Here is a 12816-nt window from a genome sequence, read left to right on the forward strand (position 1 = left end):
CAGGTGTCCCAGGCTTTTATTTTGTAGTACCAAACCGGTCCGCGGCTGTAAGGGGTTTCCCACTCAGCTGATCGAAGAACTGGAATTTAAACACTCACCGAAAGGATTTATCATGCGTCACGGTCACGGCCTCCGTAAACTGAATCGTACCTCGTCCCACCGTCTGGCAATGCTGCGCAACATGACAGTATCGCTGCTGCGTCACGAAGCGATCAAAACCACCCTGCCAAAAGCAAAAGAACTGCGCCGCGTTGTCGAGCCAATTCTGACCCTGGGCAAAACCGACTCCCTGGCAAACAAGCGTCTGGCCTTCAACCGCCTGCGCGACCGTGAAATGGTCGTCAAACTGTTCGCTGAACTGGGCCCACGTTTCGCCAACCGTAACGGTGGTTATGTGCGTATCCTGAAAATGGGTTTCCGCGTCGGCGATAACGCTCCTATGGCGTTCGTTGAACTGATGGATCGTCCAGATACGACCGAAGCAGTTGAAGTTGCTGGCGAGTAATCCCAGTAATTGCTTCAATGAAAGCCAGGCCTAGCCTGGCTTTTTTGTTTTCTGCTGCAGCTATCCTTGCTGCGGTGTACTATTCTTCTTTCGCGCCGGCCCTGCAGCCACTGCACGCCCCGCGCGTCCTCTGTCGAATGGTTGAAAAGGTAGTTCATGTCCCGTTTCCCCTCCAGCGCCACCGCGCGCGCCGCTCCCCTACATCAACTGCTGATCTGGTTTGCCACCTGTTTGCTGCTGGCCATGGCCGTCTTTGGCACGGGTCAAGCCCGCGCCGACGATGAATTCCTCGACCCCGAGCTGGCCTTCAAGTTTTCCGCCCGCATGCAGGATCCGGCCACCATCGCCGTCACGTATGTGATTGCCGATGGCTACTATATGTACCACGAGCGCTTCAAGTTCGAGGCCGTGGGCGCCAAGCTGGGCACGCCGGTGTATCCGGCTGGCAAGGTCAAGTTCGACGATACCTTCCAGAAGAACGTGGAAACCTTCCGCAAGACCCTCACCATCACGATTCCCGTGGAAGCTGCCGGGCCGTTTACCCTGAAGGCGACGGGACAGGGCTGCTCCGACAAGGGCCTGTGCTATGCGCCGCAGGATGCGACAGCCCAGCTGGTGGGCGGTGGCGGCGGCCAGAGCATGGCGCCGGGCGGCTTGCCGTCGAAGTTTGCCTTGCCGGCCGCGCCCGCAGTCGACACGGCGGCCGTCAACGGCCCGCAGGCGCAGGCATCGCCTGGCGTGTCCGTGATGAGCATTCCGCAGGCCGACATCACCAGCACGCCCGAGCCGGTCGCGGCGTCGCCCGTGGCGGCAAGCCCCGCGCCCGCGCAAAGCGAGATGGGCAAGATCGAAGCGGCCCTGAAGGGCGGCAAGCTGCTCGTCATCGTGCCCCTGTTCATGCTGCTGGGCCTGGGCCTCGCATTTACGCCGTGCGTGCTGCCGATGGTGCCGATTTTGTCGTCGATCATCATCGGCGATGGCGCCAAGGTCAGCCGCTCGCGCGGTTTGCTGCTGTCGCTGACGTACGCGCTGGGCATGGCCATCGTCTACACGGCGCTGGGCGTGGCGGCCGGTCTGGCGGGCGAAGGCTTGGCGGCCCAGCTGCAAAACCCGTGGGTGCTGGGTTTCTTTGCCCTGCTGATGGCGGGCCTGGCGCTGTCGATGTTCGGCTTGTATGAACTGCAAGTGCCGGCTTTCCTGCAAGGCAAGCTGACGTCCGTATCGAACCAGCAATCTTCGGGCCGCCTGGCGGGCGTGTTCGTCATGGGCGCCATTTCCGCCCTGATCGTGGGGCCATGCGTGGCCGCGCCGCTGGCCGGCGCCTTGCTGTACATCAGCCAGACGCGCGACGTCGTCATCGGCGGTAGCGCCCTGTTTGCCATGGCGGTGGGCATGAGCGTGCCTTTGCTGTTGGTGGGCGTGTCGGCTGGCACCTTGCTGCCCCGTGCCGGCGCCTGGATGGATGCCGTCAAGCGCTTCTTTGGCGTGCTGCAACTGGGCGTGGCCTGGTGGCTGGTCTCGCCAGTGCTGCCGGGCGCCGTGCAGATGCTGGGCTGGATGGTCTTGTTCGTCGGCTATGGCATGTATTTGTTGGTGGGCAAGAGCGGCGCGAAGAACGCCTGGGTAGCGAAGGCCTTCGGCCTCGTGTTTGCCTTGCTGGGCGCGATGCAACTGGTGGGCGTGGCCAGCGGTGGACGCGACCCGCTGGCGCCGCTGGCCCACTTGGGCGGCGGGCAAGTGCATGCCCAACCGTTTACGCGCGTGAAGACCGTGGCGCAGCTGGACGCGGCGCTGGCGCAGCTCAATGGCAAGCCGGCCCTGCTGGACTTTTATGCGGACTGGTGCGTGTCGTGTATCGAGATGGAAAAACTGACCTTCGTCGACCCCGCCGTGCGCGAGAAGATGGGGCAAGCCGTACTGCTGCAAGTGGACGTGACGGCCAATGACGCGGACGACAAGGCCATGCTGAAACGTTTCCAGCTGTTCGGCCCGCCGGGCATCATCATGTTCAACCCGCAAGGGCAGGAAATTGCCCAGTCGCGCGTGATCGGCTTCCAGAATGCAGCCACCTTCCTGGCCTCCTTGCGCAAGCTCGACGAGTAGGCCGGGTAGGTCGGGTTAGCCCCTAAGGGCGTAACCCGACACCACCATACACGCCAACAAAGTTGTCGGATTACGGGCCGGCGGACCTAATCCGACTTACCCGGCTTTCGGCTGCTGATGCATGCCATGGTGGCCGCCGCGATGGCCGCCGTGCTTGCCGCCAGGCACGCTGTCATCAAACACTTTCTTTTGCTCCGGCGTCAGCACGGCGTAGAAGGTTTTCAGCGAGGCCAGACGGCTTTCCTGGCTGGCGATGCGTTCCTTCGACATGGCGATCCATTGCTCCATGCGTTCCGGCGCCGACAGCTTGGCCATCGCTTCGCGCTTGGCCTTCCAGTCGCCCATCGGTTTTTTCGGCGCGTTGGCGGCCGTGAATGTGGCCCAGGCCGGTTCCTGCGCGGCCGTCAGCTTCAGCTTGTCATGCAGGCGGGCCTGGTACTTGGCCATGCGCTCGGCAGGATTGCCGCCGCGGTGCTGGCCGCGGTGGCCGTCATGTTGCATCTTGGTGCTGGCGGCAGGCGCGCTGGCGGCCGCTTCCTGGGCGTGGACGGTCAGCGATGCCGCACCCATGCCGAGTACGCTCATGGCGATGATCAAGTTCTTGCGCAAGGTTGTCATTGAGGCGTTCATCTGGATTCCTTTGTAAAAGTGAGGGATGTACATGTTGCTGCACATGAATCCATGTTGGACGCGCCATGTTTCCCCGAAGTGTCCGCTGCCAGACAGTTTGTATCTATATGTTTCTTCGGGTCTTCTATATACAAGACGATACAAATGCGTTGTGCAAGGGCGGGGGAAGTGGGGATAATTCGTACCATGGAACCCACTTCTACAATTCTCATCGTCGACGACGACCGCGATATCCGCAGCTTGCTGGCGGACTACCTGGAAACGAACGCCTACCGCACCCTGGGTGCGGCGGATGGCACGGCCATGTGGAAAATCCTCGATGAAACGCGGCCCGACCTGATCGTGCTCGACTTGAACCTGCCTGGCGATGACGGCCTGACCTTGTGCCGCAAGCTGCGCGCCCAATCGACGGTGCCGGTGATCATGTTGACGGCGCGCAACGAGCCGCTGGACCGCATCCTGGGCCTGGAAATGGGCGCCGACGATTACTTGCCGAAACCGTTCGAGCCCCGCGAATTGCTGGCGCGCATACGCAGCGTGCTGCGCCGCAGCCATGCCATGCCGTCGAACGTGCCGTCGGACAAGGCGCAGCAAATCCGCTTTTCCGGCTGGACGCTGGACCTGACGGCGCGCCACCTGCTCAATCCCAGCGGCCTGGTGATCATGCTGTCGGGCGCGGAATTCCGCTTGCTGCGCGTCTTCCTGGAACACCCGAACCGCGTGCTCAACCGCGACCAGCTGCTGAATCTGACGCAGGGCCGCGACGCCGACCCGTTCGACCGCTCGATCGATATCCAGATCAGCCGTCTGCGGCAAAAGCTCGGTGAAGATGCCCGCTTGCCGCAAATTATCAAGACCGTGCGCAACGGCGGCTATGTGCTGGCTGGCCAGGTCAATGTGGAGCCGCACGCGTGAAGGCCTTCCTGGGCTCGATGACGGGCCGTGTCTTCATGTTCTTGTTGATCGGCATCGTCGCTTCGGCCGCGCTGACGCAGTGGCTGGCCGTGGGCGAACGCCAGCGCGCCATCGAGCAATACCGCGACTACCACGCCGTCGAGCGGGCCGAGCAGCTGGTGATGGCGGCCGACATGGTGCCGCTGGCCTCGCGCGCCGCCTACCTGAAAGTGGCCAACAAGGGCAGCGTGCGCCTGGAATTGCGTCCCGATACGGAACATAGGCCCGGTGCGCCGACGGAATTTTCCACCGCCCTGCAAGCCAAGCTGGGCGAAGGCTTCAAGGTCAGCGCGCTGGCCGAACGTCCGGCCGCCTGCGTCAAGCCGCGCCAGTCTCCGGGTATGTTTTCCGCCAAGCCATGGGGCGGCACCTGCGAAAACCTCGACGTGCGCATGCAGGATGGCCATGTGCTGCGCCTGATGGTCTTGCCGCCGCGCCAGCAGCCACCGTTCAATGAACATAACGACTGGATGACCCTGCTGCCTTTCCTGATCAGCATCGCCATCCTCGCCTATCTGGTCACGCGCATGACCATGCGCCCGCTCAAGCAGCTGGCGCAGGCGGCGAAAGACCTGGGCAATGACATCAACCATCCGCCGCTGACCCTGTCGGGCGCCAGCGAGATCCGCCAGGCCAGCGCCGCCTTCAATGCCATGCAGGCGCGCATCCGCCAGCATATTTCCCAGCGGACACAGATGCTGGCGGCCATCACGCACGACTTGCAGACGCCGCTGACGCGCTTGCGGCTGCGCCTGGAAAAAGTGGCGGATACGGAATTGTATGACCGCCTGGTGGGCGACCTGTCGGCCATGCAAAGCATGGTCAAGGAAGGGCTGGACCTGGCCCGCTCGATGGACAGCACGGAAGCGATGCAGGCGCTCGATCTCGATTCCCTGCTCGATAGCGTCTGCTCCGACGCGGCCGATGCCGGCCAGAAAGTCACCCTCAGTGGACAGGCGGGCATGGCCTTGATGGCGCGCCCCATTGCCATGCGGCGCTGCCTGGTGAACCTGATCGACAATGCCGTCAAATATGGCCTGTACGCGCAGGTCACCGTCGAGCGCATCGCCGGTGCCGCGCGCATCTGCATCCGCGACGGTGGGCCGGGTATTGCGCCAGATCAACTGGCTAAAGTGTTCGAACCGTTTTACCGCATCGAGACGTCGCGTTCGCGCGAATCGGGCGGCACGGGCCTGGGCCTGACCATCGCGCGCAATATCGCCGAGCAGCACGGCGCCACGGTTTCACTGCTCAATCACGTCGACGGTGGACTGGAAGTCACCCTCATCGTGCCAGAGTATTACGCAGGAAAGTGAGCATTTCCGTGCGACAATATTGTGCTTTATGCCTCCCTGGCAACTACATTCAACCTGCAGCCCTGCGCTGCAACAGCGTGACAGAACAATGAAAAAGACTAGTCTGGCAATCCTCGTGGGTGCGGCCCTGTGTATCGGTGGCGGCATCTGGTATTTCAATCATCAGTCCGGCGCGGCGACCAGTGGGCAGGATGGCAAAGGGGGCAAGGGCGGACAGGCGCCGACGACCGTGAGCGTGGTCGCGCCGGTGCGCCAGGATGTGCCGATGGTGCTGCAAGCCAATGGCAGCGTGATGCCCATCAGCAGCGTGGACTTGCACCCGCAGACGACCAGCACGATCACCAAGGTGCATATCCGCGAAGGCCAGTTCGTCAAGCAGGGCGAGCTGATGTTTACGCTGGACGCGCGCAGCGAGCATGCGAATGTCGACAAGGCGCAGGCGCAGGTCTTGCGCGACCGCGCCTCGGTGCAGGACTTCGAGCGCCAGCTCAAGCGCAACCAGGATTTGCTGAGCAAGAATTTCATCGCCCAGGGCGCCGTCGATACCCTGCAAAGCCAGCTCGACGCGGCACGCGCCTTGCTGGCTGCCGACCAAGCCGCCTTGCGCGCGGCCCAGGTCGACTCCAGCTACACCGTCCTGCGCGCCCCGCAGGCGGGCAGGGTGGGCGCCATCAATGTCTACGCGGGCAGCCTGGTGCAGCCGACCACGTCGCTCACCAGCATCACCCAGCTCGACCCGATCGACGTGTCGTTCACCTTGCCGGAAAGCAGCCTGTCCGGCTTGCTGGCGGCGCAAAAGGCGGGCGAGGTGCCTGTCACGGCGCTGCTGTCCGATGCGGGCGGCAAGCAGCTCGATGGCAAACTGAATTTTATCGATAATGCCGTCGATCCCGCCACGGGCGTGATCAGGATCAAGGCCCGTTTCAATAATGGCGGCATCGATTTGTGGCCCGGCCAGTACGTGAATACGCAGCTGACCGTGCGCACCCTCAAGGATGCGCTGGTGATCCCGCAAAACGCCATCATCACGAGTACCGCCGGCACCTTCGTGTATTCGATGGAAGCGGACAACACGGCCAAGATGCGCAAGGTGACGCGAGTGTATGCATTCGGACCGAACGCCGTCGTTACCGGCCTGGCGGGCGATGAAAAAGTCATCGTCGATGGCAAGCAGAACTTGCGTCCAGGTAGCAAGGTGCGCCTGGTGGAAAAACACAAGGCTGCCGATGGCGCCGCCGCACCGCAGGGCAAGCCAGCATGAACCTGTCCGAACTGAGCATCCGCCGCCCCGTCATGGTGGTGCTGCTGTCCCTCTCCATCATCCTGGCCGGCGTGCTGGCCTACCTGCAAATTCCCGTGGCGGCCTTGCCGAGCTATAACACGCCCGTCATCAACGTCAGCGCCGACCTGGCCGGCGCCAGCCCGGAAACCATGGCCTCGTCGGTGGCCTTGCCGCTGGAAAAACAATTTTCCACGATTTCCGGCCTCAGCCTGATCACCTCCACGAGTACGCTGGGCAATACCTCGCTGACCCTGGAATTTGACGCCAGCATCAATGTCAACGAGGCGGCTGTCGACGTGCAGGCGGCCCTGCTGCGCGCGCAGCGCCAGTTGCCGACGGAAATGACGGACTTGCCGTCCTACCGCAAGGTCAATCCCGCCGATGCGCCGGTGCTGTTCATCCAGATGACGTCGCCATCGCTGAACTTGTCGGACCTCAACGATTACGCGGAAAACCTGATCGCCCCCAGCCTGTCGACCTTGCCGGGCGTGGCCCAGGTCATCGTCAATGGCCAGAAGCGCTTTGCCGTGCGTGTGCGCGCCCGTGCCGACCTGATGAATGCTCGCAATCTGACGATGGACGAATTGGCCACCGCCTTGCGCACCTCGAACACGAATTCCCCGCTGGGCATTCTTGACGGCCCGAGCCAGACCCTGACCATCCAGGGCAATCCGCAAATGATGAAGGCGGCCGATTTTGCCGAACTGATCGTCGCCAGCCGCAACGGCCAGCCCGTGCGCCTGAAAGACGTGGCCGAGGTGGAAGACAGCTTTCAATCGATCAAGGCCGTCGGCAGTTTCAATGGCGAGCGCTCGATCAGCCTGATGGTGCAGCGCCAACCGGACGCCAACACCGTGCAAGTGGTCGATGGTGTGCGCCGTTTGCTGCCGGGCTTCAAGGAACAATTGCCGCAGTCGATACAGATCAGCCTGGTCAACGACCGTTCGCTGTCGATCCGCGAAGCCATCCACGACGTGAATCTGACCTTGGCCCTGACGGTGGTGCTGGTGGTGCTGGTGATCTTCCTGTTCCTGCACCGCGCGGCGGCCACCTTCATTCCTGCCGTCACCATGCCGATTTCCCTGCTCGGCGCGCTGGCCCTGCTGTACTGGCTCGGCTACAGCCTTGACAACGTTTCCCTGCTGGGCATTACCCTGGCCGTGGGCCTCGTCGTCGACGATGCCATCGTGGTGCTGGAAAACATCGTGCGGCATATCGAGATGGGCAAGAAACCCATACGCGCGGCGCTGGAAGGGGCGAAAGAGATGGGCTTTACCATCATCTCGATCTCCGTCTCGCTGGTGGCCGTGTTCATCCCCATCTTCTTCATGCCGGGCGTGATCGGCTTGCTGTTCCATGAATTCGCCGTTGTCGTCTCGCTGGCCGTGCTGGTGTCGGCCGTCGTGTCGCTGACCCTGGTGCCGATGCTGGCCAGCCGCTTCCTGCCGGCCGATTCGCGCGAGCACAATGACAGTGACCCCAGCCATGGCGAAAAAACCTTCATCGGCCGCCATTTCGAAGCGGGTTTCACAAAATTGCGCAACGGTTATGTGCATCTGCTCGACAAGGCCCTGGCGCACCGCAACGTGGTGCTGTTCGTTGCCGTGTGTACCTTTGCGCTGACGGTGCTGCTGTACGCGACGATACCGAAAGGTTTCTTCCCGGAAGAAGACCTGGGCCAGATCCAGGTGAATACGGAAGCGTCGGAAGATATTTCCTCGGCGGCACTGCAGGATTTGCAAGCCCGCGTGGCGGCCGTGCTCAAGGCGGACCCCAGCGTGCAGGATGTGACGTCGTTCGTCGGCGGCGGCAACACGGGCCGCATGTTCATGGTCTTGAAACCGCGCAGCGAGCGGCCGAAAATGCCGGTGGTGCTGGAAAACCTGCGCCGCGCGGCGGGCACCGTGCCAGGCATGGCCGTGTATTTCCGGCCCGTGCAAAACTTGCAACTGGGCGGGCGCCAGAGCAAGAGCCGCTACCAGTACACCTTGCAAAGCGTCAGTCCCGACGCCTTGAATGACTGGGCGGAAAAGTTTATTGCCGGCATGCGCACGGATCCCGCCTTCCGCGACGTCACCAGCGATTCGCAGATCAAGGGTTTGCAGGCATCGCTCAGGATCGACCGCGACAAGGCCAACCTGCTGGGCGTGCAAATGTCCGACATCCGCACGGCCCTGTACAGCGCCTTTGGCGAGCGGCAAGTGTCGACCATCTATTCCTCGGCAGCCAGCTATTACGTGATCCTGGAAGCGGCCACGGCAGACCGCCAGTATGACGATGCGCTCACGCGCGTGTCCGTGCGCAGCAAGACGGGCGAACTGGTGAAACTGTCGAGTATTGCCTACGTGGAACGCACGATTGGGCCTACCTCCGTGAATCACCAGGGGCAGTTGCAGGCTGTTACCATCGCCTTCAACCTGGCGCCGGACGTGCCGCTGGGCATCGCCACGGGCAAGATCGACGCGATGGCCAAGGACATGAGCTTGCCTGCCTCCATCATCACGCGCTACGGCGGCGACGCGGCCGTGTTCCAGAGCTCGCAGTCCAGCCAGATCATCCTCATCATTGCCGCGCTGGCCGTGATCTACGTGCTGCTTGGCGTGCTGTATGAAAGCTATATCCACCCGCTGACCATCCTGGCCGGCTTGCCATCGGCGGCCGTGGGAGCGCTGCTGACCCTGCGCCTGTTCGGCATGGACCTGACCATGATCGCCATCATCGGCATCCTGATGCTGATCGGCATCGTCAAGAAAAACGCCATCATGATGATCGACTTCGCCCTGCATGCGCAGCGCAACGACGGGCTGGCGCCGGCGGAGGCCATCCGCCAGGCGTGCATCCTGCGCTTCCGCCCTATCATGATGACGTCGGCGGCGGCCTTGATGGGCGCCTTGCCGATCGCCCTGGGCCTGGGCGCCGGCGCCGAGCTGCGCCAGCCGCTGGGTCTGGCCGTGGTCGGCGGCTTGCTGTTTTCACAAGTGATCACCCTGTTCATCACCCCCGTGATCTATTTGTTCCTGGACAAGTACAGCGGCACGGGACCGTTGACGGACGAGCAATTGGTGGCGCTCGACAACAAGGCCTGAGCCGCCACACGGCCAGCACCGGCGCCCCGTTCTTCAGTGAATGCGGCGCCGGTTTTGTATGGGCCGTGATACATACGGTAACAACCGTCAAGCGACGGCTCGGGTACTCTGGTTACCGCTGCAAGGAATGTCGCTATCCTGTACGCTTCGGGTTGGATATGCCGAGGAAGTGTTCCCAAAAGCAAGGGACTCTGGCACTATGGCTGCCCTGTCAGATTACTTTTGTCGCTACACAGAAAGCACGATTCATTTTGCATGACACGACCCATTTGATGGCTGCCGATTCCGATGTTTGCCCCACCTGCGGGCAAGTGATCCAGCCACCACCGGCCTACGGGTCCACGACCAGCACCATGCGCAAGGTGGCGCTCGGCGTGTCCGTCTTGCTGCACGTGCTGCTGGCGGCGTATGCATTGTTTCGCAGCGATACGATCGAAAAGATCCCGCCGCCGAAGAAGGAAAGCGCGATGGTCTACATTGCGCCGCTGAAAGACAAGCCGCAGCCGCAGCCGCAGCCGAAACCCACGCCGAAGCCGAAGGACACGAAGGTGGCCAAGGTCAAACCGCCACCGGCGCCGAGCAAGCGCGTGGTCACAAAAGACGTGCCGCGCGACAAGCCAAAACTGGAAACATTCACGCCGCCGCTGGTGTCGAAGGTGCCGTTGCCGCCGCCGCCGGCTGAAGACATGAGTTCGATGATCGAGCAGCGCCGCAAGCAGCGCGAGGCGCAAAACCCCGCGCCGCCGGCCGAGGAAAGCGAAAACGACCGCGCCATGCGCGTGGCCAAGGCGAATATCGCCGGCGCCCAGGGACGTAATTCCGGCAGCGACCGCGAGGATTCGGGCGGCGTGTTTTCCATCGTCAACCAGACTTCGTTCAGTGCCGAAGTCAAGTTCAAGGGCTGGAACGGCAACTTCAAGCGCAACTGGCTGAAGCAGGAAAAAGTCGAGCTGGGCAATGAGCCCGATATCGAAACGGCCATCTTGAAGAAGATGATCCAGCTGATCCGTGCCGAAAAGCCCGGTGATTTCGTCTGGGAATCGCGCCGCCTGGGGCGCAACGTCAACCTCAGCGCCCGCGTGGAAGACACGGCCGAGCTGATGGCCTTCCTGCGCCAGGAATTCTTTTCCGAGAAACGGCCAGGGCCGGGACGGCGCTAGGCGCTCGTAAAACTGAGGGCAATAAAAAAGGCTGCACCTTGTGAACGGGCAGCCTTTTTTTACGCAGCGTTGATCTCGATCAAGCCGGTTTGTCAGTTCCTGCTTCCGGCTCGACATCGTCTTCCATGTCGATCAGTTCGACCATCTGGGCCGCGCCATCTTCGCTGATGCCGGCCAGTTCCATGATCTTGTCGTTGGCTTCGTCGATGCCGACGCGCTTCAGGGCCGAGAACAGTTGCACGGTGAACGGGAAACCGACGCCGTCTTCATCCACGTAGCTGTCGAGCTTGGCTTTCGCCTGGCGCAAGGCATTCACGGATTCATTGCGGTTCAGCTTATCGACTTTCGTCAGGATGCAGTGGATCGGTTTGCCCGTCGGGGCGAACCATTCCAGCATTTGAATGTCCAGGTCGGTGAACGGACGGCGCGAATCCATGATCAGGATCAAGCCCGCCAATTGCTCGCGGCGCTGCACATAGTCGCCCAGCAGGCGCTGCCAGTGCAATTTGGCCGAGCCCGAGACTTCCGCGTAGCCGTAGCCCGGCAAGTCGACCAGCAGGCATTCGATCTCTTCGACGATGGTGGCATCCTTGCGGTGCTGCGCCACGTGGGCGCCGCCGATGGAGAAGTAGTTGATGTGCTGGGTACGGCCAGGTGTCTTGGAGGCGAACGCCAAGCCTTTCTGATTACACAAGATGTTGATGGCGGTCGATTTACCGGCATTGGAGCGGCCGGCAAAGGCGATTTCCGGCACCGTGGTATCGGGCAGGTCACGCAATTGGTTGACGGTCGTAAAGAAGCGGGCTTGCCAGAGTTTTGACATGGGAGTAGTAAAGCAACAAAAGGGAGCGATAAGGGAGCGATAACGCCAAGAAGCTATTGTACAATAAGGGGTTGTTTATTGTTGCCGGCGTAGCAGCGATGCGGCTTGCGGCCCTGAAAATAAAGCAAAAATCCACAGGGCGCGGCAATGTCCACCACTAATTTCTCACTGTCTCAGGGTGCCTGAATGAATCGTGCGTTTTCACCGTTTATCAAATCCATGCTGCTCGCTTTGCTGGCTGTATCGGCAACTGCCTCTGCGGTCGAAGCAGCGAAACCGGCCGTCAAGGTCGACGCGGCCAAGGGCGCTACCCTGTACGCCGATGGCGATGCGGCACGCGGCCTGCCTGCCTGCGTCTCCTGCCATGGTGCGGCCGGCAATTCGACCATCACGGTCAATCCGAAGCTGGCCGGCCAGCACGAAAGCTATATCTACAAGCAACTGGTCGATTTCACCACGCCGGAGCGCAACCAGCCCGTCATGACGACGTACGCGAAGATGCTCAGCGACGCCGACAAGAAGAATATCGCCGCCTACCTGGGCGCGCAGCTGTCCAAGCCGGGCGCCGCGAAAAACAAGGACACGATCGACCTGGGCAAGAAAATCTACCGTGGTGGAATTGCTTCCAAGCAAGTTGCCGCCTGCGCCAGCTGTCATGGCGCGACGGGCAATGGCATTCCCGTCCAGTATCCGCGCATCGCCGGCCAGCACCAGGACTACACGGTGGCCCAGCTGGCCATGTTCCGCAGCACCAAGGCTGATGCCCGCAAGAACAGCGCGCAAATGCACACCATCGCCGCCCGCATGTCGGATGACGAGATCGCCGCCGTTGCCGATTACATCGCCGGCCTGAAGTAAGTTTTCATAGTGGCAAGAGATTGCCAGGCGCACCAGCGCGCATGAACCAGGGCGGCCGTCTCGACAGGCTGCCCTTTTTTATGGCAGGGGCCAAACAGG

Annotated in this window: 10 protein-coding genes; 8 read left to right on the forward strand and 2 right to left on the reverse strand. The window is 62.0% G+C overall.

The window, feature by feature from the left end; translation table 11 throughout:
- Window positions 1–112: 112 nt before the first annotated feature.
- Both rplQ and dsbD read left to right on the forward strand, forming a co-directional pair.
- On the forward strand, window positions 113–505 hold the full coding sequence (gene rplQ / locus CSQ91_RS24200; protein WP_034753219.1) for a 50S ribosomal protein L17: 393 nt from the start codon (window positions 113–115) through the stop codon (window positions 503–505).
- 156 nt (window positions 506–661) lie between these two features.
- Window positions 662–2608, forward strand: coding sequence for a protein-disulfide reductase DsbD (dsbD, locus tag CSQ91_RS24205; RefSeq protein WP_099389849.1), 1947 nt, complete (start codon window positions 662–664; stop codon window positions 2606–2608).
- Window positions 2609–2704: 96 nt separating this feature from the next.
- Here dsbD and CSQ91_RS24210 read toward each other — a convergent pair whose 3' ends face one another.
- Window positions 2705–3238 carry a Spy/CpxP family protein refolding chaperone gene (locus CSQ91_RS24210; protein ID WP_170846394.1) on the reverse strand — a complete coding sequence of 178 codons (534 nt, stop codon included), beginning with the start codon at window positions 3236–3238 and terminating at the stop codon, window positions 2705–2707.
- Between the two features lie 186 nt (window positions 3239–3424).
- On the opposite strand from CSQ91_RS24210, the gene CSQ91_RS24215 reads away from it, so the two are divergent.
- The 5 genes from CSQ91_RS24215 to CSQ91_RS24235 all read left to right on the forward strand — a co-directional run bounded on the left by CSQ91_RS24215 (window position 3425) and on the right by CSQ91_RS24235 (window position 11036).
- A complete protein-coding gene (locus tag CSQ91_RS24215) occupies window positions 3425–4153 on the forward strand; it encodes a response regulator (RefSeq protein WP_034753223.1) in 729 nt (242 codons plus the stop codon).
- Window positions 4150–5508, forward strand: a complete 1359-nt coding sequence (locus CSQ91_RS24220; RefSeq protein ID WP_099389850.1) for an ATP-binding protein — start codon at window positions 4150–4152, stop codon at window positions 5506–5508. The genes CSQ91_RS24215 and CSQ91_RS24220 overlap by 4 nt, the downstream gene beginning before the upstream one ends.
- 88 nt (window positions 5509–5596) lie before the next feature.
- Window positions 5597–6769: an efflux RND transporter periplasmic adaptor subunit gene (locus tag CSQ91_RS24225; RefSeq protein WP_099389851.1), complete on the forward strand. Its 1173-nt coding sequence runs from the start codon at window positions 5597–5599 to the stop codon at window positions 6767–6769.
- Window positions 6766–9876 (forward strand): efflux RND transporter permease subunit, encoded by a 3111-nt coding sequence (locus CSQ91_RS24230; protein WP_034778288.1) that lies wholly within the window; start codon window positions 6766–6768, stop codon window positions 9874–9876. Before CSQ91_RS24225 ends, CSQ91_RS24230 begins: the two co-directional genes overlap by 4 nt.
- A gap of 272 nt (window positions 9877–10148) precedes the next feature.
- Window positions 10149–11036 carry a hypothetical protein gene (locus tag CSQ91_RS24235; protein WP_240317554.1) on the forward strand — a complete coding sequence of 296 codons (888 nt, stop codon included), beginning with the start codon at window positions 10149–10151 and terminating at the stop codon, window positions 11034–11036.
- Window positions 11037–11115: 79 nt separating this feature from the next.
- Here CSQ91_RS24235 and yihA read toward each other — a convergent pair whose 3' ends face one another.
- Window positions 11116–11859: a ribosome biogenesis GTP-binding protein YihA/YsxC gene (gene yihA / locus CSQ91_RS24240; protein ID WP_034778293.1), complete on the reverse strand. Its 744-nt coding sequence runs from the start codon at window positions 11857–11859 to the stop codon at window positions 11116–11118.
- A 186-nt stretch (window positions 11860–12045) separates the two neighbouring features.
- Between yihA and CSQ91_RS24245 the strand changes: the two genes are divergently transcribed.
- Window positions 12046–12717 carry a c-type cytochrome gene (locus tag CSQ91_RS24245; protein ID WP_034778295.1) on the forward strand — a complete coding sequence of 224 codons (672 nt, stop codon included), beginning with the start codon at window positions 12046–12048 and terminating at the stop codon, window positions 12715–12717.
- Window positions 12718–12816 lie beyond the last annotated feature (99 nt).

Source organism: Janthinobacterium sp. BJB301 (assembly GCF_002735685.1).
Taxonomy (GTDB): Bacteria; Pseudomonadota; Gammaproteobacteria; order Burkholderiales; family Burkholderiaceae_D; genus Janthinobacterium; species Janthinobacterium lividum.